This is a genomic window from Streptomyces sp. 4F14 (assembly GCF_048159485.1).
Taxonomy (GTDB): Bacteria; Actinomycetota; Actinomycetes; order Streptomycetales; family Streptomycetaceae; genus Streptomyces.
Window position 1 is genome coordinate 164406 of the sequence record NZ_JBLRVY010000006.1, and the last position, 21622, is coordinate 186027.

A 21622-nucleotide genomic window follows, 5' to 3' on the forward strand; every position below is an offset into this window, starting at 1 on the left:
GTTTCGTCAACTAACCGCTGTACACGCCGACTTCGTGGAGCGAGTACCCCCACTCGGTCCCCCGCTGCACGCCCTGGACGCGTACGTACCGCGCCGGGGTCGCCGCGAAGCGGGCCGTGTCGAGGCCGCCGTCACCGGCCGAGGTCGACCACGCCGTACGCCAGTTGGTGCCGTCCGAGGAGACCTCGATGCGGTACGCCTTGCCGTACGCCCGCTCCCAGTCCAGCGTCACCCGGCCCACCAACTGCGTGGCACCGAGGTCGACCTGCCAGGACTGCGCGTCGCTCCAGTCGCTGGCCCAGCGCGTGGAGTTGTCGCCGTCGTTCGCCCGGCCGGGCTGGTAGCTGGTGAACGGGTTGGACTCCGAGGTGCTGGCGCTCGCGGTGCCGGTCCGGGCGAGGTTGACGCCCGCCCGGTGGTCCTCGGTGGCGCCCCAGGTGCCGAGGTAGGACTCGGCGCCCCGGAACAGGTCGCCGACCGCGTCCTGGCCGCCGGCCTTGCGGATGTCCTCGATCCAGTCGGGGATCATCCCGGCGTGCGCGGCGCCGTCGGTGTTGATGTCGAAGGTGCGCTGCCCGCTGGTCTGCCGGTCGATGACGGAGCCGCCGTCGACGCTGGTGAAGGGGTACGTCACCTTCGTCGCCGTCTCCCCGCGCGGACCGGGGTGCGAGCCGACGCCGTTGAAGTCGGTGCCGTAGCCGTAGCCGACGCCGTACTTCTCGCGCAGCGCGTCCGTGCGGGCGGCCTCCTTCACGAACTCCTCGGAGCCGTGCATGTACTGGGCGACGAAACCGCCCAGCGAGTAGACGCGCTCGGTCCAGTTGAGGTCCATCCAGCTGTGCGAGGACAGGACACCGGGGTAGGACGCGGCCTCGAACATGTCGAGCACCCGGCCGGTGGCCTTGACGCTCATGTGGTCGATCTCCAGCATCATCTTGCGCTGCATCATGCCGCGTACGGCGTACTCGCCGAGTTCGGTCAACCCCCGTTTGTTGCACTGGGCGTCGGCCACGTAGTCGGGCACCTCGACGCCGTCCGGCAGCTCCTGCTCGGCGGTGGAGGCGGCGCCGCCGATGGGGTTGTCGTGCATCGCGGTGGTGCACTTCTCGGTCTGCCAGAAGGTGCCGGTGGACAGGAACTGGCCGACGTTGATGGCGGTGCCGAGGCCGCCCTCGTCGAAGCGGACGCCGCACAGGGCGTTGTCGAACTTGTGGCACAGGAACATGGAGCGCACGCCGAGCGCGTACAGCTCGTCGAGGCCCTTGTCGATGTCGGCCTTCGAGCACTGGGCGATGTCGAGGACCTGCTTGCAGCCGAACGGTTCGGACGTCTCGACGCCCAGGATGACGGCCAGCTTGCCCTGTTCGATGACCTTGCGGGCCTGCTCGCTGTCGGTGACGATGCGGAACCAGCCCTTGCCGGTGCCGCCGTACTGCTTGTCGATGTACGCCTGGAGGTCGTACGTCAGCTTCGCCTGGAGGCGGATCGACGTCATCTCGTCGCAGGAGCGGTCCTTGAAGAAGTAGACCGAGCAGATCACGCCGTTGGTGACGAGGTCGTTGACCAGGACGCGCTGGCCGCCGCGCCAGGCGCGCTCGATCCAGGCGTAGTAGTTGGCCTGGTGGGTCATCGAGTCGTAGGCGGGCCAGTCCTTGAAGGTGGGCCAGCCGGTGGGGTCGTGCTTGCCGTCGCCGCCGTGGGTGATGTAGTCGAAGATCGCGAGGGTGCCGTCCGGGTAGTGCTCGGGGCAGTCCTTGAGGGCGTCGGCGACGCCCGCCTCGGAGAAGACCTTGCCGCAGATCAGCCGGCCGCCGAACGCCTCGTTGGAGAAGAGGTGGTTGTGGGCGTCGACGAAGCCGCGCACCTCTCCGGCCGCGTTGGTACCGGTGAACGGCTCACCGGTGACGTTGACCTGCGCGTCCAGGGTGGGGCGGGCCGTCGGGGTCCACCAGTCCGTGGCGGCCGAACTCGGGGTCGGGACCAGGGCAGTGGTGAGGAGGAAGAGCAGGAGGGTGAGCAGGGTGACGCGTCTGCGTCTGGCCATGGTCATGGGCGGTCCCTCGGGTCGGCGGGGGCGCGCGGTCGATGAGCCGGGGTGTGCGGCGTTCCCCTCGCCGTTCCACGGGAGTTCCACGGGAGTCCATGGGATTGTCATGACCGTCGCAAGATCTTCATGGATGAGGATCGGGGTGGAGTTACCGCCGAGTCAAGACTCGGGAAAGACCGACCGGTCGGAATCGCTTCCGGGCACCGGGAGTTCGCCAGCTACCCTCGGTAACTCCTCAGCTTCCTGTAGAGAGTTGCCCGCCCGATGCCGAGCGCCGAGGCGGTGCGCGCCTTGTTCCCGCCGTGCCGTTTCAACGCCTGGAGGATCGCCGTGCGTTCGGCGTCCTCCATCGGGCTGAGGGGGCGGTGGGCGGGGCCTTCCCTGACGGCGTCGGGGAGTTCGGCCTTGCGGACCGGGCCCGTGAGGCGGCGGCCCTGCGCCAACGCGTGGACGACGTGCGCGAGTTCGGTGAGGTTGCCCGGCCAGGGGTGGCGTTCCAGCGCGCGCAGGGCGTCCAGGGACCAGGTCAGCGGGGGGTGTCCCGCTGGGGGTTTCGGGGCGAGGGTCTTCAGCAACTCCGCTATGTCCTCCGGGCGTTCGCGCAGCGCGGGGAGGGTGATCGTGCGGGCCGCCAGGACGTCCAGGAGGCGCTGGAGACAGGGGCCGGGCGGGGTGCCGGGGGTGTAGGTGACGTACAGCGGGGCCGTGGGGTGGGCGTCCAGGAGGGAGTTGAGGGTGGCGGTGTCCGGTGGGGCCAGGCGTTCGGCGTGGCGGAGGATCAGGGGGTGACCTTGCGTCAGGTCTTTCATGATGTCGCCGAGTTCGCCTTCCGCCGCGTCCACCGTCCGTGCGTGCGGGGCGAGTTCGCGGGCGAGGGCGGTCTTGCCGGTGCCCCGTTCGCCGGTGACGAGCAGCGGGGGGCGGGTGCGGCAGGGTTCGGTGCCGCCCCGGACGGGGGCCGGGTGCAGGACGGCGACCACGCCGACGGTCGCCTCGCCCTGTCGTACGGGGGTGAGGTCGACGCTCCTTCCGGCCAGGGTGAGGTGCCGGGCCTCGGGGTCCTTGAGGGCGGCCCGCTCCAGGCGGTGCAGGTCCTCGGGGGTGAGGGCGCGGGCGGCCAGGTCGTCGACCAGCCGGCTGTGCCCGCCGAACGCCGCCACCGGGCGGTCGCCGGTACGGGCGGCGAGGTAGGCGTCGAGGAGGAGGCGTTCGGGGGCGGCGGATCGGGCGAGGAGTTCGGCCTCTATCGCGGCGGCCGCCGCTTCCGCCAGGGCGCCGGGGAGGTGGCCCGCGCGGAAGTGGGCCGAGGCCCGGTCGACGCCGGGGAGCCGGGCCCGGCAGCCCTCGCACAGGGGCGTGGTGACGGTGACCGTGCCGGCCGGACGGATGGCGCCCGGTACGCGGACGGGCGCGCTGACGGCGGACGTGTCCTGCCAGTCGTCCAGGAAGTGTTCGGGGCCGTGGACCTCGGCGCGGCGGCCCGTACGCAGGGCGAGGGCGGCGCTGTTGGGCCCCACGCGCTCCTCCGACAGATCCGCGCGCGCCCGCGCGGCCGGATGGACGCCGCCGGTCCACAGCACCCGCAGGCGCGCGTCCGTGAGTACCAGCGCCGTACGTCCGTCCAGCGCGCCGGCCAGCCGCTCCAGCACGGGCCGGGCCGCCTCCAGCACCGGCGCGGCGGCCACGGCCTGCGGCTCCTCCCCCGCCTCGTCCTGCCGCACCCCGTGAAAACGGGCCCGGCGCCAGGCCGAGACGACCTCCTCCGGGAGCCCCTCGGGCAGGGGGCCGCCCGCCAGGAAGCGTTCCCGGGCATGGCGGAGTCGGATCAGGGGCGGGAGGTGCTCTGCGGTCGTCATGGCTCCCTCACCGTATCGGGACGGTTGAAGAGGCAACGAATAGTACTGCCGCAGAGGGCCGGCGGACCCGTGCGTGGTGGGCCCGCCCTGTGCCGGGCGAGCCCACCACGTGCCCGTCACTCCGGAGGAGTCGGCATGTCCGGTGAGCGGTACATCGCCTGGACGTCCAGCTCCAGCTGGACCGTGGGGCCGACCACCGCGATGCCCCGGGCCAGCATGGAGCGCCAGTTGAGGGTGTAGTCCTCGCGGTGGAGTTCCGCCGTGGCGAGGGCGGCGCAGCGCAGTTCCTCGCCGTAGCCGCCGTTGACCGTGCCGAGGTAGGTCGTGTCGAGGGAGACGGAGCGGCTCACGCCGTGCATCGTGAGGGTGCCCTGGAGGGTCCACTTGGTGCCGCCCCGGTAGCCGAAGCGGGTGCTCTGGAAGTCGACGTACGGATAGCGCTCGACGTCCAGGAAGTCCGCCGAACGCAGGTGGTTGTCACGGGTGTTGTTGCCCGTGTTGATGCTGTCGGCGTGGATGCGGACGTGGACGCTGGAGTCGCTCATGTCCGGGGCGACGCGTATCGCGCCCTCGAACCGTTCGAAGCGGCCGTGGACGTGGGCCATGCCGACGTGTTTGGCGATGAAGCGGATCGCGGTGTGCGGCGGGTCGAACGCCCAGCCGCCGGGCGGCGGCAGCGGGAGCTGGCGGGCCGGCTGGAGCCGGACCAGGCCGGGCGCGGGGCTGTGGCCGCCGACGACGTCGACGGTCTCCCGGTGCGGGTTCAGCCCTTCCGCGATGGCCAGCATGCTGTAGCGGCCGGGAGGCAGGACGGCGACGAAGAACCCGTACGGGTCCGTGATGCCGCGCGCCGCCACCTGGTGCGTGTCGAGCGCGGTGATCGTCACCTCGACCGCGCCCATGGGCTGGTCCACGGGGTCGACGACCGTCCACCCGACCGAGCCCGCGCCCGCGGGCAGGGCCAGCCGCAGCCCGGCGGTGTCGGCCGCCGCGCTCTTGTCCCGTCGGCGCCGGAGCAGTCCGAGGGCCATGTTGTGTCACCTTCCTGAGTTCCTGAATATGGTCCGCGAGTCCGGTCGGGGACTCGCGGTCGGGCGGGCGTGAACCGGCGAACGCCGGTCGCCTGTACGGCTGTCGAGGGGTCCCCTGGCCCCTCGGTCCCGCCTCACCGCCCTTGTGGCTCCCGCCCCTCGAACGCGTCGCGCAGCACCCCCCGTACGCCGTCCGCCGTGACCTCGCGCGGATGGGATACGGCCGTCCCCGCGGCCAGCTCCGCCGCGCGCCCCAAGTCCCCCTCGGTCAGCCCGAGTTCACCCAGCGATCCGGGTGCCCCGAGCCGGCCGCACAGCTCCCGCAGCGCCCCCACCGGGTCCTGCGACCCCAGCGCCCGTCCCAGCCGTCTCAACGCGTCCGGTGCGGCGGAGGAGTTGTAGGCGAGGACGTACGGCAGCAGCACCGTGTGCGTCTCGGCGTGCGGCAGGCCGAAGCTCCCGCCGAGCACGTGCGCCAGCCGGTGATGCAGGCCCATGGCGGTCGCCCCCAGCACCGACCCGCACAGCCAGGCCCCGTACAGGGCCTGCCCCCTGGCCGCCAGGTCGCCGGGCTCCGCGGCGAGTTCGGGGAGGGCGCCGGCCATGGCCCGGACTCCCTCCTCGGCCATCAGCTGGAGCAGCGGGGACACCCCGGGCGAGTACAGCCCTTCGGCGGCATGTGCGATCGCGTTCATCCCGCTCGTCACCGAGAGGCCCACCGGCATGCCGACGGTCAGCTCCGGGTCGTACACGACGCTGCGCGGCAGGACCGCCGTATCGCGCCCGGTGCGTTTCACGCCGTCCGCGGTGAGTCCCCAGACGGGGGTCATCTCGGAGCCGGAGTACGTCGTCGGGACGGCGAGCAGCGGCAGGCCGGCGCGCAGGGCGAGGGCCTTGCCGAGGCCGATGGCCGAGCCCCCGCCGACGGCCACGCAGCCGTCGGCGCCGAGCGAGGCGGCCAACTGGACGGCGTGCTCGGCGACTTCGACGGGTACGTGCATGCGGGCCTGTGCGTGCACCCCCACGCACACCGGTCCGAGCGCCCGCGCGACCCCCTCCGCGACCTCCGCGCCGCGCGGGCCGCTCACCACCAGCACCCGTTTCAGGCCCAGCCGTTCGACCTCCCCGGGCACGGCGCTCAGCGACGCCCCGGGCCGCAGGACGACCCGCGACCCCGGCATGTCGTGCACGAACTCCACGCCGGTCACCGGGGGTTGAGGACGAGGTCGAAGCGCGCGTGCCGGAAGGGGTTCGCGACGCCGAACTCCCGTGCCAGGACAGGGTCGTCGGTCGGGGTGAAGTCCTGCACGAGGCTCTGCTTCACCGCGAACACCGCGTCGGAGTCGAGGTAGCGGCCGCCCGCGACGAAGATGTGCGTGGTGACCGGCTCGTGTCCCGGCGCGTCGGCGATGAAGTGGATGTGCGCGGGCCGGTACGGGTGGCGGCCGGTCGCCCGCAGCAGATCGCCGACCGGCCCGTCCGTGGGGATCGGGTACGCGTCCGGCACGCACGTCCGGAACCAGAACCGGCCCTCACCGTCCGCCGTGAACAACCCCCGCCCGTTGCCCGGGGGTTGGACGTCGGGCTGCTGGACGTCGTAGAAACCCTCGGTGTCGGCCTGCCACACGTCGAGGACCGCGCCCGGCAGCGGGGTTCCGTCGTCGGACAGCACCCGGCCGCTCACCACGCACGGCTCGCCGCTTCCCAACAGGTCGATGTCCGCGCCGAGTTCACGCACCGGCGACTCGGTCATGTGGAACGGTCCGAGGACCGTCGACTCGGTGCCGGGCCCGGCGGCGGCGTTCACCGTCTCCACCAGCATCGACACGCCCAGCACGTCGGACAGGAGGATGAACTCCTGCCGGGTGTCGGTGCACGCCTGCCCGGTCGCCGTGAGGAAGCCGACCGCCCGCTCCCACTCCTCGCCGGTGAGCCGGGTCTCGCGGACGAAGTCGTGCAGGTGCCGGGTGAGGGAGCCGAGCAGCTCGCGCAGCCGGGGGTCGGCCGTACCGGCGAAGCTCTCGACGACCGCACCGGTCAGATCGCCGGAGACACCGCCCGGCTCTCCGGCGGGCCCCGCACTCCTGAATTCCGTACTCATACGACTCCCTCAGCCCCGCCCGAGCACCCGCCCGAGCGCCTCCGACAACCGCTCTCCAGCATCCTGCGCGGCGCCCGCGAACCGGAACGCGACATACCCGTCGGGGCGCACCAGCAGTACGCCCGCGTCCGAGACCTCCCGCAGCCGGGCCCAGTCGCCGTACGGGTCGTCGTACTCCTGGCCGGGGCCGATCACCACGGACGCCAGGCCGAGTTGGTCCGCCGCCCGGACCCAGTCCTCGCCGCCGATGCCGGTCAGGACCGTGAAACGGCCCTTGCCGACCGTGTCCAGCGTGGACAGGGTGCGCGTGCCGGAGGTGATCCAGGCGTGCGGGAGCTTGGCGCCGGGGCGCGAGGTGGGCTGGTGGTAGAGCTCCGGGTCGCGGTCGAAGCCGGGGTCGGGGGTGCCGTCGGGGACGACCGCGTCGGACGCGTAGCGCTGGTTCAGGTCGACGCCGTGCGCGTTGAACTCGTACGCCTTGAAGGCGATCGCCTCCCGCAGCCGCTCGCGGCGCTTCTCCGCCGCCGCGCCGGCGTCCTTGCGGTCCGCGATGTTCGCGCGCAGTTGGGCCGGGGTCTGCGGGGCGAGCAGGTCGAGGGCCTCGAAGACGGGCGCGGTCTCGCCGATCGACTTGTTCGCGCGGGTCACGATCTGCCGTCCCACCGGGGCGCGTTCGGCGGTGTACGTGTCGAGGAGCTTCGGGCCCGCCGCGCCTTCCAGGACCAGCTTCAGCTTCCACGCCAGGTTGTACGCGTCCTGGATCGACGTGTTCGAGCCGAGGCCGTTGGACGGCGGGTGGCGGTGCACGGCGTCCCCGGCGCAGAAGACCCGGCCGTTGGAGTAGGTCTCGGCGTACAGGTCGTTGACCGTCCACGCGGACGACGACCTGATGGTCACCGGGATCTCGTCGTCGCCGATCAGCTTCCGTACGACCGACTCCGCGTACTCCGTGGTCAGGTCGGGGGCGCCCGCCGTCACGTCGTACCCCCACACGATCATCCACTCGTGCCAGGGCCGTACGCACCGCACCAGGCCCGCGCCGATGCCGCCGACCGTCGCGCCCGGCGTGAGGACCCAGTACAGGGTGGAGGGGCGGTGCGCGGTGTACTGGGTCAGGTCCGCGTCGAAGACGATGTTGATGCTGCCGGCGACGCCCATCTTCCCGACCGTCGGGAGTCCGGCGTCCTCGGCGACCTGCGAACGGCCGCCGTCCGCGCCGATCAGGTACTTCGCGCGGATCGTGTACTCGTCGCCGCGCACCCGGTCCTCGACGGTCACCGTCACGCCGAACTCGTCCTGCACGAACGACTTGTAGACCGTGCTGTACCGGAACACCGTGCCGCGCGCTATCGCCGCGTCCACCAGGACCGGTTCCATCAGGTGCTGCGGCATGTCGCACATCCGCGTGGGGCTCGCGAGGTCGTGCTCGGCCTGCACGAGGGGGTCGTTGCCCCACGAACGCAGCCGGCCCAGCTCCTCACCGGCGAGGCTGGTGCAGAAAGTCGTGTTCCCCATGAGGTGTTGAGGCGTCGCCTGCGCCACGACCTCGTCCTCGACGCCGAGGTCCCGCAGCACCTCCATCGTCCGCTGGTTCGTGATGTGCGCGCGGGGGGTGTCCGCGAGGCTCCCGTACCGCGTGACGACCATGTTCGCCACGCCGTACGTACTCAACGCCAGCGCCGCCGAGGCACCTGCGGGGCCACTGCCCACGATGAGGACGTCGGTCACGACATCGGGCTCGACGGTGTGCACGGGGCCGCTCCGGGGAAGTGAGGGGAATCTTCCATGATCATGAACCGGAGGGGGTGGGGGCGGGTGTCTCACTTCGAGACAGTGAGGCGGGTTTGGGGGTGGTGGGGGGTGTGGCTGGTTCGGGGGTGCGACCTGGTCCTTCCCGAGGGGCGGCGGCCGCGACGAAACAGCCCGGCGCCCGGCCGGACACCCGGCGAGCAGCCGCCCCGCGGCACCTACGAACCCCGCTCCTGGACCTCCGTCTCCGCATGCGCCAGGAAATCGCTCACCATCCGCCCGAACAACGCCGCGAGCCGTTCCCGGTCCTCCGGGGACCACTCCGCGAGGGCCTGGTCGATGCTGCGGCGGCTGACCTCGCGGACGCGGCGTGCCGCGGAGAGGCCGGCCTCGGTGAGGTGGACGCGTTGGGCGCGGCGGTCGTCGGGGTCGGGGGTGCGGACGAGGTAGCCCGCCTTCTCCAGCTGGCCGAGCTGCCGGGTGACGTGGGACGCCTCGACGGAGAGCCGGGCGGCGAGGACGCCGGGGCGCTGGGGGGACGGGTCGCTGGAAAGATGGCGGAGGATGCCGGCGGCGGCCCGGTCCAGCGTGACGCCGCTCGCGGCCATGATCTGTTCGTGCCGGCGCATCCGCCCCGAGTGCAGCGTGAGCCGGTTGAAGTGACGCTCGATCTCCGTGACCTCTCCGGAGGCCGGTGACAGGGAGGTGGGCGGCATTGGGGTCATGCTCCCAGCCTACCCGTTAGTTGCGTAACTTAAGCAATGCGAATGCGGGTGTGGCCCGCCTTACGAAGCCGCGAGGAGAACGACCCGATCGGCCTCGACATCGAAGCCCAGCACCGGATGGCCATAGAACCCTTCCGGATCCATCAGCACGGGCTTGTCCAGCCGCCGCCCGATATCCCGCAAGAAGCCGCAGAACACATCCAGTCGATCCTGGCTCTGCAACTCCCGCAGGTCGACATCGAAGTCGACTTCGTCGTCGGCGTAGAACCGGAAGACCGCCAGCACACCGGCAGCCGGCCAGACCCGCAGGCTGGGGCACTCGGCGTCCGCCGGGCGGGACAGCACGGTCTCCGCCCGAGGCACCGGAAGCACCGTCTCCCCCTCGGAGTAACGGCACCTCCACCCCTTCTCCGCGACAAGATCGAGGACCGCCTGCCAGTCCCGCACCGAGGCGCCAGGGACACGCACGTCCGGCAGCGCCCCCATCAAGTCCGGGTCGAAGAAGGAACGCACGTCACCCCACAGCAGATCAGCCACCCCGCCATGCTGCCGGACGCTCCGGCCCGACGCACCCCCGCCCTCCTCCCTCCAAGACCCCGCACAACGGCCCGATCACCCCCTTGCCCCGCGCGCCCCCATTGAATGATCCATTCACCCCCACTACCATGCGCCGATGGATTCATTCACCCATGCGCTACGCAGGCGACTCCCCCTCGCCCTGCTGCTGGCCCTCGGGCTGACTCTCCCCACCCTTCCCCCCGCCTCCGCCGCCCCGGCGGCCCCCCTCCCCCAGATCTGGCCCACGCCGCAGCACGTCACGGCGGGCCGGGGTTCGCTGACCGTGCCGGACCGGGTCGTCGAGGTGGTCGGGGAGAAGACCGACCCCGCGGCCCGCCGGGTCGTCGAGACGGCCCTGCGGGCGGCCGGCGCCGACGACATCGTCACCGTCACCGCGGGCGACCGGCCCCCACCGGCCGCCCTGACCGTCTACGTGGGCGGCCCGACGGAGAACCCGGACACGGCCCGCGCGCTCAGGAGACTGCACGCCCCCTCCCCGGCCGGCCTCCCCGCCGAGGGGTACGTCCTCGCCTCGGGCCGCCGCACACTCGCCCTGTCCGGCGTGGACACGGCGGGCACGTTCTACGCCGCCCAGACCCTCCGCCAGCTCCTGACGGGACGTCAACTCCCGGTCGTCACCGTCAAGGACTGGCCGACGGCGAAACTGCGGGGCGTCATCGAGGGCTTCTACGGCACCCCGTGGTCGCACGCCGCGCGCCTGGCCCAACTGGACTTCTACGGCCGCACGAAGCAGAACGTGTACGTCTACTCCCCCAAGAACGACGCGTACTTGAGGGCGCGTTGGCGTGACGAGTACCCGCCCGCCGCGCTCGCGACGCTCAAGGAGCTGGTGGACAGGGCGGCCGAGAACCACGTCCGGTTCACGTACGCGCTCTCCCCGGGTCTGTCGGTCTGCTACTCCTCGCAGGACGACATCGCGGCGCTGGTACGGAAGTTCGCCTCGCTGTACGACATCGGCGTGCGCTCGTTCGCGATCCCGCTGGACGACATCAGCTACACGAAGTGGAACTGCCCCGCGGACGAGGCGAAGTTCGGGACGGGCGGCGCGGCGGCCGGCACGGCCCAGGCGTACCTGCTCGACGAGGCGTGGGCGGCGTTCTCCCAAGGCCGTTCGGGGCTGGGCGCGTTGGAGATGGTGCCCACCGAGTACTCGGACCTCGCGGACAGCCCGTACAAGTCGGCGCTGCGGGAACACCTGGACAAGGACGTCATCGTGGAGTGGACCGGCACCGCCACGATCCCGCCGGTGATCACGACCGCCCAGACCGAGCAGGCCCGCGAGGTGTACGGGCATCCGATCCTGATCTGGGACAACTACCCGGTGAACGACTACGTCACCAGCCGCCTCCTCCTCGGCCCCTACACCGGCCGCGAACCCGGCGTGCCGACCACCGCCGTCGGCGTGACCGCCAACCCGATGGTGCAGGCGGAGGCCAGCAAACTGGCCCTGTTCACCTCGGCGGCCTACCTCTGGAACCCGCACGTGTACGACCCCGGCAAGGCGTTCCTCGCCTCGGTCCGCGACCTCGCGGGTGGTCCGGCGGCGGAGCACTGGCTGCGGATCTTCGCGGAGAACCAGTACTCGTCCGCGCTGAACACCACCGAGTCCCCCACCCTGACGAAGCTGATCGCGGACTTCCGCGCGTCCGGTGACGAGAAGGCCCTGCGCGCCTACTTCACCGACATGACGCGGACCCCGGCCGAACTGCGCGCCCACCTCGCCAACCCCGGCTTCCTGAAGGAGAGTTCGGCCTGGCTGGACAAGCTGGGTGCGTACGGCACGGCCGGCGTCACGGCGCTGGACCTGCTCCGCGCGCACCAGCAGGGCGACACCGACGCCGTGTCCCGCCTCTGGAACCGCCTCCAGTCGGAGCGCAAGGCCCTGGACGCGGTGCCCCAGCAGGTCTCGCCCGGCGTCATGGACCAGTTCCTGTACCGGACGGTCCTGGAGAACGCCCCCGCCCCCGGCTCCGACGCGACCTTCACCCCGCCGTCCGTCTCCCTGAAGCCCGGCGAGAAGGCGACGGTCACGCTGAACTTCTCCGAGTCCGGCCCGGCGCAATGGCAGTTGACCGTCCCCGACGGCCTCACGGCGACCCCGTCCACCGGCACCGGCACCACGGCGACCATCACCCTGACGGCCGCCGCGACCGCGAAACCCGGCGTCCGCTCCCTCACCGTCTCCGGCGCCCTGCCCCGCACACTCCCCGTCCAAGTCACCGACGGCCAGGGCACGTTGCGTGCGCTCACCGCCAACTTCAGCGGCGGCTCGGTGAGTTCGATCGACCTCGCGTCCGGAACGAGCACCGAGATCAAGACCGGCGCCAACCCCGGCGAGGTGATCACGAGTTCGGACGGCCGTACGGCGTACGCGGCGAACCAGGGCGCCAACACGGTCAGCGTCATCGACGTCTCGACCGGTACGGTCACGGGGACGGTCGCCGTCGGCAAGGTCCCGGCGGGCCTCGCGCTGACGCCCGACGAGAAGACCCTCTGGGTCGCCAACTACACGGACGGCACGGTCCAGCCGATCGACACGGCCACCCTCAAGGCGGGCACGCCGGTCAAGGTCGGCAGCGGTCCCGAGAACCTGGCGATCACGCCGGACGGCAGGACCCTGTACGTCCCGAACATCCGGAGCAACACGGTCACCCCGATCGACCTGGCCACGAGCAAGGCGGGCAAGGCGATCCCGGTCGGCCCGCGCCCCTTCAACGTGGTCGCGTCCCCGGACGGCAGGACGGTGTACGTCTCCAACTCGGGCGGCTCGACGATCACCCCGATCGACACGGCCACGAACGCGACGAAGCCGACGTTCCTGGTCACCGGCCAGGCGTACGGCCTGACCATCACCCCCGACGGCCGCACCCTCTGGGTCACCGCCAGCACGGGCGACACCGCGACCCCGGTCGACACGGTCACGGGCGCCCCGGGCACCCCGGTGACGGTCGGCCGCTCGGCCTTCGACGCCACCCCTGGCTGGAACGGCGACACGGTCTACGTGACGACGGCCGACGAGAACCGGCTCGTGCCGGTGAACACGGGAACCGGCAAGCCGGGCACGCCGCTGCCGACAGGGGCGTACCCGTTGGCGGCGACGGTGACGGGGGTGCCGGTGAAGTAAAGAAAGAGGGGTGCCGTCTCGAAGGAGACGGCACCCCCCTGCTTCAGCTCGCGGTGCGGCGGATCCGTCCCTCGTACCGCTTCTCCAGCTCCAGGTTCCCTTCGAAGCCCCCCGGCACGTTCGCCGACACGTACACCGGCGGCCGGTCCCCGGACTCGATCAGCTGCCCGGCGGCCTCCGCGACCGCCATCTGCACCAGCATCACCCCGGTCAGCGTGGACAGCGCGCACACCGCCCCGCCGTCCGGCAGCGGCAGCAGCGCGTCCCCCGGAGGCGCCGCGTTGTCCAGCACGACGTCCGCCAGGTCCGCCAGCTTCTGCCCACTCGGGTGCTTCGCCGGGACGGCACGTGTGTGGGCCAGGGACGTGATCGCGAGCAGCTTGTGCCCGTGTTCCTTCGCCTGGATGGCCATCTCCACGATGACGTTGTTGACGCCGGAGTTGGAGACGACGACGAAGAGGTCCTGGGGCCGGGGCGCGGCGAGGTCGTAGAGGCGGGCGGCGATGCCGGGTTCGCGTTCGAGGAGGGGGTCGTCGAGGGCGCTGGGCGCATCGCCGCCGAAGAGGACGAGGTCGGGGACCTGGAGGCGGTTGGTGGGGACGAACCCGCCCGCGCGTCCGGCGAGTTCGAGGACGAGCGCCTGGGAGTGGCCCGTGCCGAACGCCTGGATCACCCCGTCGTCGCGGACGCACTGAGCGATGAGGGAGGCGGCCCGGGACACGTCCTCCCCGGCTGTCTCGACGAGGCGGGAGAGGACGTCGAGCCCCTCCTTTGCGAAGCGTTCCGCACGCACTGACTCGTTGGCGGACTCGTTGGCGGACTCGACGGTCACCTGGGCACTCCCCACTGATCGATGGCTCAAACCACCCTGCTTCAGCAAACAGGTGAATCAATAAATCACACACGCGGGCTCACCGGCAATGAGGCGCACGTTCGGTCCTGGTATTCATCCGACCAGTCAGTCGGTGGCTGATACCTTCTCCTCATGCCCACGACCGACGTCACCACACTGATCCGCACCGAGTTGCCGAGACTGGCCGGCTCCCTGAGGAAGGTCGGCGAGCTGATCCTGGAGGACCCGGCCGCCGTCACGCACTGCTCGGCGGCGGAGCTGGGCCGGCGCACCGGCACCTCGCAGGCGACGGTGACCCGTTTCTGCCGGGCCATCGGCCTGGACTCCTACCAGCACCTCCTGATCGAGCTGGCGCAGGAGCGCGGCCGGGGCGAGGCGTCGGACTGGGGGACGGCGGAGATCGGCCCGGACATCTCGCCGGACGACAGCCTGGAGCGGGTCGTGCAGGTGGTCGGCAGCGCGGACCTGCGCGCGATCCAGCAGACGGTGGACCGCATCGACCTGGACGCCCTGGAGCGCGGCGCCCAGGCCCTGGCCAAGGCCCGCCGGATCGACGTGTACGGCGTCGGCGGCAGCGGCGCGGTCGCGCAGGAGACGGAGACGCGGCTGTTCCGGATCGGCTGCGCGGTGCGCGGCTGGACGGAGGTGCACGGCGCGGCGACCTCGGCGGCCCTGCTGACCCCGGCGGACGTGGCGATCGGCATCTCGCACTCGGGGTCGACGCGCGAGACGCTGGAGCCGTTCGAGATGGCCAGGGAGCGGGGCGCGACGACGATCGCGCTGACCACCGACCCGCGCTCCCCGCTGGCCCGCGCCGCCGACATCCGGCTGATCTCGGCCACCTCGGAGACCAGTTTCCGCACCGGCTCGATCGGCGGCCGGCACTCGGTCCTGATGATCGTGGACTGCCTGTACGTACGGGTCGCGCAGCTCTCCTACCAGCGGGCCAGCGCCTCCCTCGCGCTGACCGACCACATCGGTCCGCAGCACGCGGTGAAGGCTCGCCGCGCCCGCTGATCGTGCATGGATCAACCATCCTCGATACCCAGGAGTGGTTGATTGAACCACCGCTCGATGCCACTATGAGGCTCCCTCGACCTCCCGTAGGAGCCCCATGCGTGTCATCTCCGTCGAGTCGACCGAGCTGTTCACCGGCACCGCCGAGCATCCGCGCCAGGTGGTGGCCGTCGAGATCGGGCACGATCCCGGCCGGCCGGTCCGGCTGACCCTGACGGGCGACGGCGTCCACGGCGTCGACGAGCCGCTGGTCACCGTCGGCGAGGACGGCACCGTACGCGCCGAGATATCCGTGACGTCCGAGGGCCTCGCGCCCGGCGACCGGCGCGAGATCACGGTCACCGCCGAGGACGACGGCGAGAGCGTCCGGCACACCGCCGAGTTCACGGCCGCCGAGCCCGGCTGGACGATGTTCATGGTCAGCCACTTCCACTACGACCCCGTCTGGTGGAACACGCAGGCCGCCTACACGGAGACCTGGGACGTCGCCGACGACGCCGGCGGACTGCCCGCCCGCACCTTCGACTCGCGCGGCCAGTCCGGCATGAGCCTGGTGCGCGCGCACTGCGACCTCGCGCGGCGCGACCCGGCGTACACGTTCGTCCTCGCCGAGGTCGACTACCTCAAGCCGTACTGGGACTCCTTCCCCGAAGAACGGGCGTTCCTGCGGGAGTTGATCCGCACCGGGCGCGTCGAGATCATGGGCGGCACCTACAACGAGCCCAACACCAACCTCACCGGCGCCGAGGCGACCGTACGCAACGCCCTGTACGGCGACGGCTTCCAGCGCGGGATCATGGGCGCGGAGCCGGACACCGCCTGGCAGTTGGACGCGTTCGGGCACGACCCGCAGTTCCCGGGCCTGATGGCGGACGCGGACATCTCCACCAGCTCCTGGGCGCGCGGCCCGTTCCACCAGTGGGGGCCGACCCTGTCGGTGTTCGGCGAGGAGCCGCGCGACCCGCAACGCATGCAGTTCCAGGCCGAGTTCAACTGGATCGCCCCCTCCGGCCGGGGCCTGCTCACGGCGTACATGGTCAACCACTACGGCGCCGGCTGGGCCATCGACAACGCGCCCACGCTCCCCGAGGCCGAACAGGCCGCGCTGAAGCTCTTCAAGGGGCTGAAGAAGGTCGCGCTCACGAAGAACGTGATGCTGCCGGTCGGCGGCGACTACGCGCCCCCGTGCCGCTGGGTGATGGGCATCCACCGCGACTGGAACGCCCGTTACGTCTGGCCGAGGTTCGTCAGCGCGATCCCCCGCGACTTCTTCGCCGCCGTACGCGCCGAGCTGGAGACCGAGGGCCGCGTCGCCTCGCCGCAGACCCGGGACATGAACCCGGTCTACACCGGCAAGGACGTCTCGTACATCGACACCAAACAGGCCCAGCGGTACGGCGAGTCGCTGCTCTCCGACGCGGAGTCCTGGGCGACGCTCGCCTCCCTGGTGGCCGGCCGCGCCTACCCGGACGCGGCGCTCGACAAGGCGTGGCGCCAGCTGATCTACGGCGCCCACCACGACGCGATCACCGGCTCCGAGTCCGACCAGGTGTACGTCGATCTCCTCACCGGCTGGCGGGAGTTGTACGACCTGGCGCGCGACGTCCACGCGGACGCGACCGACGCCATCGCCTCGCGGGTCGTGTCGCTGCCCGGCGGCGCACCGGACCTCGTCGTCTTCAACTCGGCGACCTGGCAACGGCGTGACACCCTCACCGTCGACGACCCCGGCCTCGTCCCGCTGGACGTCACCGGCCTGCCGCTGCCCGCCGTACGCGAGGACGGTCAACTGACCGTCGTCGTACCGGAGGTGCCCGGCATGGGGCTCAAGGCCCTTTCCCTGGCGGAGGGTTCGGTGCCGGGGTGGACGCGTGGCGACGGGGTGACGATCCGCAACGCGTACTACGAGGTCACCGTCGATCCCGCGCGCGGGGGCGGGGTCAGCAGTCTGCGGGCGCTGAACGAGACAGAGGGCGGGCGTGAGCTGCTGCGCCCCGGCGACATCGGCAACGAGCTCGTCGTGCAGGAGGAGTTCGCCCGGCACCCCCGCTTCGGCGAGGGCCCGTGGCATCTCACGCCGACCGGGATCACCGCCGCACGCAGCGGAGATGTCACGGCTGACATCGATGTCGAGCACTCCCCCGCCGGGTCCCGCATCACCGTGCGCGGTGACCTGGGGCTCTTCCGCTACACGCAGCGGATCACGCTGTGGGCGGACGTCGACCGGCTCGACGTCTCGACGACCCTCGACGGGTACGACGGCGCCGACCGGCTGATCCGGGTGCGGTGGCCGTCGGACGTGCGGGGCGGGCTGCCGGTGCACGAGGTCGCGGACGCGGTGATCGGGCGCGGGTTCGGGTTCGTGGAGGTGGACAGCGAGCGGTTCCCGTGGACGCTGGACAACCCGGCGAACACGTGGTTCGGGCTCGGGGCGACGGCCCGGGTCGCCGTGCACGACACGGACGGCTCGCCGCTGGGCGAACGGGCCGTCGGCGTCGCCGAGTTGATCTACCCCGACTGGGGCAGCGCCGGCGAGCTGGGGACTCCGCTCGCGGCGGCCCTCGTACGCGCCGGGGTCACCGCGACCTCGACGATCGCGGGCGGGCAGCGGTACGGCGACCTGGAGGTCGACTCCAATCTGCCGGACATCCGGATCGCCGTCGGCGGGCCCGAGCGCAACGCGCTGGTCGCCGAGGCGCTCGGCTGGGACCCGGCCGCCGCGCGCGAGCTGCGGCGCAGGCTCGCCGAGGAGGGGCTCGCGTTCGTGTGGGTCGCGCCACGTGCCTCGCTGCGCGAGGAGTGGGTGCCCGGCGCGGACCTGCGGGACCTGGAGCGGCTGCCGCTGCTCGTCGTCGCGGGCCTCGACGCGGAGCAGGACGCGAAGGCCGTCGACGCGCTAATCAGGGACCTGGAGGACGCCGTCGTGCACGCCACGGCGGCCGGGAACGGAGAGGCGCTGCCGCCCGGGGACGCGTGGGACGGGCGGAGTTTCGCCGTCCTGAACCGGGGGACGCCGGGGTGTGTCGTCACCGCCTCGGGCGACCTCTACATGTCGCTGATGCGGTCCTGTACGGGCTGGCCGTCCGGGATCTGGGTCGATCCGCCGCGCCGGACCGCGCCCGACGGGTCCGGGTTCCAGCTCCAGCACTGGTCGCACACGTTCGAGTACGCGGTCCTCGCCGGGCCCGGCGACTGGCGCGAGCAGCGGCTCCCACAGGCCGGGCACGCCTTCAACCGGCCGCTGAGCGGGCGGATCCGGGCGGGGGGCGAGGTCGTCACCGGGCTGCCCCGGGCGGCGACGCTGTTCGCCGTCGAGCCCGAGGGGCGGGTCGTGGTGGACGCGCTGAAGGCCGCCGGGTCGCCGCTGGCCCGGGGCGGGTCGGAGGCCGTGGATCCGGGGCGGAGTGTGGTCGTGCGGGTGCACGAGGTGGAGGGGCGGCCCGTGCGGGCCCGGGTGACGGGGCCCGTGGAGTGGTCTTCGGCTGTCCGGTCCGATGTGCTGGAGCGGGCCGGGGAAGAGCTTGAGGCCGACTGGGGTGTCGGGTTCGGGCTGGGTGGGTTCGAGGTGGGGACGGTGCTGGCGGTGCCCTCAACTGCCGTACCGGCCGAGGGCGTTGAGCCGGTCGCCGGGCACGAGCCCGCACAGCCCGTCTACACCCGCTACTGGCTCCACAACTCGGGTCCGGCTCCACGCGGCAACTTCCCCCTCGCCGTCTACCTCTCCCCCACCTCCCTCACCGCCTCGGGCCCGGTCACCACGACGGTCCGCGTCTCCTCGGAACTGACCGACGCGCCGGCCTCCGGCACCGTACGGCTGTCCGTGCCGGACGGCTGGAGCGCCTCGCCGCCCGTCGTCCCGTACGACCTGGCGCCGGGCGGCTTCAGCCTCGCGGAGGTGACCGTCGTACCGCCACCGGACGTCGTACCCGGCCGGCACTGGCTCGCCGCGCACCTGTCGTACGGCGGGCAGGTGTACGAGGACGTCGTCGCCCTCGACGTACCGGGCGAGGTGCCTCCCGGCGAGCCCGACGGGCGCACCGGGCCGACGCTGGTCACGTCCCTCGGGGTGGACCGGGTGCGGGTGCGGCGGGGTGAGCGGGTGACCGTGCCGGTGCGGCTGCGCAATACGACGCGGGGGACCGTGAGCGGGCAGTTGTGGGCGGTGTCGGCGTGGGGGACCTGGGCGGGGGTGTCGCCCGGGTTGCAGGGGTTCGCGGTGCCTGCCGGGGAGAGCGTGGAGGCGGGCATCGAGATCGACGCGTCGGCGGTGGCGCCGGGGGCGTACTGGCTGATGGCGAAGGTGGGGTGGCACGGGTGCGTGGCGTACACGGAGGCGGTCGTGGTGGAGGTGACGGCGTGAGCGGGGAAGTGACGGGGACGCACCCGCACGACGGCCATCACCACCCACCCCTCGCCGCCACCGTCGCCGGAAGCGCCGTACCGGCATCCCGGGTGGACGCCGTTCTCGCCGCCGTGCCCGCCCGGGACCGGGTCACCCGGCCCGAGGGGCTCGCGCGGGACGAGCGGCAGCGGCGGCGGTGGGCCACGCAGGTCGTGGTCGTCGATGAGCTGGCCCGGCGGGCGTGTGTGGCGCGGGGGCTCGCGCCGCCGCCCGAGATGGCGCCGGGGAGGGTGCTCGGGGTGTCCGGGACGGATGTCGCGGACCTGGGGAGCATCGTGGCCGTGGCGCTCGCGCACTCCGCCGCCGCGCGGGCGCTGCTGGCGGCGCTGGAGGGGGAGCAGCGGGTCGGGGAGGAGGCCGTGCGGGAGTACTACGAGCGCAATCCGGACCGGTTCCTGACGCCGGAGGCGTTGCGGCGGGGGGTGGATCCGTTCCGGGGTGCGAAGGCGCGGGATCTCGTGCCGTACGCGCGTGTACGGGCCGGTATCGAGGGCGAGTTGCGGCGTGCGCGGGGCCGGCAGGCGTTCTTCGACTGGCTGGACGGGGAGCGGGCCGGCGTGGAGTACACGCACGGTCACGAGCATCCCGGCGATCCGGCGCATCCGGACCACGAACACCGCCACTGACAGGGGTACGGCGACCGCACGGGTAACGCACGGAACCGAAACGCAACACGCAAACCATTGACCTCCGATGAATTCTGGTCCACCTTTTCATCATTCGGAGTCCAACTTGGTGATTTGAACCAGCAGGAAGGCCCAGGCATGCGAGTGAGAACACTGACCGGATCCGTGGCGGGAGCCCTCGTCCTGGCCCTGACTGCGGCAGGCTGCGGCCTCTCCGGCGGCGGCTCGGACGACGGCGGCGCCAAGGCGGGCGGCTGTAGCGTCGACAAGGCGAACGTCGGCTCCGGGAAGCTCACCGGTGACGTGAAGGGTGAGATCACCTTCCAGACGACGAACCTGAAGAAAGACTTCTCGAAGTACTTCGACGGCGTGATCGCGGCCTTCGAGAAGGCCAACCCCGGCGCCAAGGTCAAGTGGATCGACGACCCGGGCGACTCGACGTTCACCCAGCGGCTGGTGTCGGACGCGCAGGCGTGCACGCTCCCGGACGTCGTCAACATCAACGTCAACACGGCCGAGGCGCTGACGAAGACGGGCTACCTGCTGAACCTGGACCAGAAGGCCCCGGACGCCGGGAAGCCCTTCGTCCCCGGCCTGTGGGATTCGAGCACGTACACCGACGCGGCCGGCCAGAAGGTGCACAGCGTCCTGCCCTGGTACTCGGGCGGCATCGTGCAGACCTTCAACACCGACCTGATGACGAAGGCGGGCCTCGATCCGGCGAAACCTCCGACCACCGTCCTCGGCCTGTTCGCCGACGCGGAGAAGATCGCGAAGGCGGCGGACGGCGACTACTACGCCTTCCTCGCCAACCCGCAGCTCCGCATCCCCGCCGACTGGCAGCAGATGGGCATCAAGATCTTCTCCGCCGACGGCAAGAAGTTCACGTTCGCCGACGACCCGAAGACCGTCCAGTGGGTCGAGGGCATGACGAAGCTCTACAAGGCCGGCGCGATGCCGCGCGACTCGATCTCCTCGAACCAGGACCCGTCCACGGTCTACGGCCAGGGCAAGCTGGTGTTCGGCGCGTCGAACCCCAACTACCTGCGGTTCATCCAGCAGAACAACCCGACGGTCTACAAGAAGACCGGCGTGGCCCGCTACATGCTGGACAGCCTCGGCCACACGGTCGGCGCCCCGCAGTACGTCGGCGTCGCCTCCACCAGCAAGCACGCGGCGACCGCGCTCGCCTTCGCGCAGTTCCTGACGAACGCGCAGAACCAGCTGACCTGGGCGAAGGACCCGAACGTCGTCATCTTCCCCTCGACGACCGCCTCCCTGGACGACCCGTTCTTCCAGTCGGTCAAGGGTGACGACCCCTTCGCGGACGCCCGCAAGATCGTCGCCAGCGACCGCAAGACCGCCACGGCCGACGAAGTCGCCCTGACGCCCGGCGAGTTGAACGCGGCGACCGCTCAGGTGCAGCTCGCGATGCAGGGCAAGAAGAGCGCCCAGGACGCCCTGAACGACGCGCAGAAGAAGATGAACGAGCTGATCGCGCAGGGCAGTTGA

14 protein-coding genes are annotated in these 21622 nt (G+C 71.7%); 5 read left to right on the plus strand and 9 right to left on the minus strand.

All coding sequences use genetic code 11. The features are described from left to right. Nucleotides 1–10: 10 nt before the first annotated feature. From ACLZOT_RS12140 to ACLZOT_RS12175, 8 genes are all read right to left on the minus strand, one after another. Nucleotides 11–2044: a discoidin domain-containing protein gene (locus ACLZOT_RS12140; protein ID WP_416969059.1), complete on the minus strand. Its 2034-nt coding sequence runs from the start codon at nt 2042–2044 to the stop codon at nt 11–13. Nucleotides 2045–2265: 221 nt separating this feature from the next. After that, nucleotides 2266–3903: a helix-turn-helix domain-containing protein gene (locus ACLZOT_RS12145; RefSeq protein WP_416968829.1), complete on the minus strand. Its 1638-nt coding sequence runs from the start codon at nt 3901–3903 to the stop codon at nt 2266–2268. 116 nt (nt 3904–4019) lie between these two features. Next, nucleotides 4020–4934, minus strand: coding sequence for a YceI family protein (locus tag ACLZOT_RS12150; protein ID WP_416968830.1), 915 nt, complete (start codon nt 4932–4934; stop codon nt 4020–4022). A gap of 134 nt (nt 4935–5068) precedes the next feature. Continuing rightward, nucleotides 5069–6115 carry a maleylacetate reductase gene (locus ACLZOT_RS12155; RefSeq protein WP_416969060.1) on the minus strand — a complete coding sequence of 349 codons (1047 nt, stop codon included), beginning with the start codon at nt 6113–6115 and terminating at the stop codon, nt 5069–5071. A gap of 23 nt (nt 6116–6138) precedes the next feature. Continuing rightward, a complete protein-coding gene (locus ACLZOT_RS12160; RefSeq protein WP_416968831.1) occupies nt 6139–7035 on the minus strand; it encodes a dioxygenase in 897 nt (298 codons plus the stop codon). A 9-nt stretch (nt 7036–7044) separates the two neighbouring features. After that, on the minus strand, nt 7045–8787 hold the full coding sequence (locus tag ACLZOT_RS12165) for an FAD-dependent oxidoreductase (RefSeq protein ID WP_416968832.1): 1743 nt from the start codon (nt 8785–8787) through the stop codon (nt 7045–7047). A gap of 215 nt (nt 8788–9002) precedes the next feature. After that, nucleotides 9003–9509 (minus strand): MarR family winged helix-turn-helix transcriptional regulator, encoded by a 507-nt coding sequence (locus ACLZOT_RS12170; protein WP_416968833.1) that lies wholly within the window; start codon nt 9507–9509, stop codon nt 9003–9005. A 60-nt stretch (nt 9510–9569) separates the two neighbouring features. Further along, nucleotides 9570–10046, minus strand: coding sequence for a hypothetical protein (locus ACLZOT_RS12175; protein ID WP_416968834.1), 477 nt, complete (start codon nt 10044–10046; stop codon nt 9570–9572). Nucleotides 10047–10182: 136 nt separating this feature from the next. On the opposite strand from ACLZOT_RS12175, the gene ACLZOT_RS12180 reads away from it, so the two are divergent. Next, the gene (locus ACLZOT_RS12180) at nt 10183–13212 is read left to right on the plus strand and encodes a beta-N-acetylglucosaminidase domain-containing protein (protein ID WP_416968835.1); all 3030 of its coding nucleotides are present in this window, start codon (nt 10183–10185) and stop codon (nt 13210–13212) included. A 43-nt stretch (nt 13213–13255) separates the two neighbouring features. On the opposite strand, the gene ACLZOT_RS12185 is transcribed toward ACLZOT_RS12180, so the two are convergent. Further along, nucleotides 13256–14044, minus strand: coding sequence for a sugar isomerase domain-containing protein (locus ACLZOT_RS12185; RefSeq protein WP_416968836.1), 789 nt, complete (start codon nt 14042–14044; stop codon nt 13256–13258). Between the two features lie 153 nt (nt 14045–14197). Here ACLZOT_RS12185 and ACLZOT_RS12190 point away from each other — a divergent pair, with 153 nt between their 5' ends. From ACLZOT_RS12190 to ACLZOT_RS12205, 4 genes are all read left to right on the plus strand, one after another. Further along, nucleotides 14198–15082 (plus strand): MurR/RpiR family transcriptional regulator, encoded by an 885-nt coding sequence (locus ACLZOT_RS12190; RefSeq protein ID WP_416968837.1) that lies wholly within the window; start codon nt 14198–14200, stop codon nt 15080–15082. 97 nt (nt 15083–15179) lie between these two features. Beyond that, nucleotides 15180–19442 (plus strand): NEW3 domain-containing protein, encoded by a 4263-nt coding sequence (locus ACLZOT_RS12195; RefSeq protein WP_416968838.1) that lies wholly within the window; start codon nt 15180–15182, stop codon nt 19440–19442. After that, on the plus strand, nt 19439–20110 hold the full coding sequence (locus tag ACLZOT_RS12200) for a peptidyl-prolyl cis-trans isomerase (protein WP_416968839.1): 672 nt from the start codon (nt 19439–19441) through the stop codon (nt 20108–20110). The genes ACLZOT_RS12195 and ACLZOT_RS12200 overlap by 4 nt, the downstream gene beginning before the upstream one ends. A gap of 138 nt (nt 20111–20248) precedes the next feature. Continuing rightward, the gene (locus tag ACLZOT_RS12205) at nt 20249–21622 is read left to right on the plus strand and encodes an extracellular solute-binding protein (protein ID WP_416968840.1); all 1374 of its coding nucleotides are present in this window, start codon (nt 20249–20251) and stop codon (nt 21620–21622) included.

Coding starts and splice junctions, on each gene's coding strand:
- ACLZOT_RS12140 (WP_416969059.1), bottom strand. CDS start 2,044: ATGGCCAGACGCAGACGCGTCACCCTGCTCACCCTCCTGCTCTTCCTC.
- ACLZOT_RS12145 (WP_416968829.1), bottom strand. CDS start 3,903: ATGACGACCGCAGAGCACCTCCCGCCCCTGATCCGACTCCGCCATGCC.
- ACLZOT_RS12150 (WP_416968830.1), bottom strand. CDS start 4,934: ATGGCCCTCGGACTGCTCCGGCGCCGACGGGACAAGAGCGCGGCGGCC.
- ACLZOT_RS12155 (WP_416969060.1), bottom strand. CDS start 6,115: ATGCCGGGGTCGCGGGTCGTCCTGCGGCCCGGGGCGTCGCTGAGCGCC.
- ACLZOT_RS12160 (WP_416968831.1), bottom strand. CDS start 7,035: ATGAGTACGGAATTCAGGAGTGCGGGGCCCGCCGGAGAGCCGGGCGGT.
- ACLZOT_RS12170 (WP_416968833.1), bottom strand. CDS start 9,509: ATGACCCCAATGCCGCCCACCTCCCTGTCACCGGCCTCCGGAGAGGTC.
- ACLZOT_RS12180 (WP_416968835.1), top strand. CDS start 10,183: ATGGATTCATTCACCCATGCGCTACGCAGGCGACTCCCCCTCGCCCTG.
- ACLZOT_RS12190 (WP_416968837.1), top strand. CDS start 14,198: ATGCCCACGACCGACGTCACCACACTGATCCGCACCGAGTTGCCGAGA.
- ACLZOT_RS12195 (WP_416968838.1), top strand. CDS start 15,180: ATGCGTGTCATCTCCGTCGAGTCGACCGAGCTGTTCACCGGCACCGCC.
- ACLZOT_RS12205 (WP_416968840.1), top strand. CDS start 20,249: ATGCGAGTGAGAACACTGACCGGATCCGTGGCGGGAGCCCTCGTCCTG.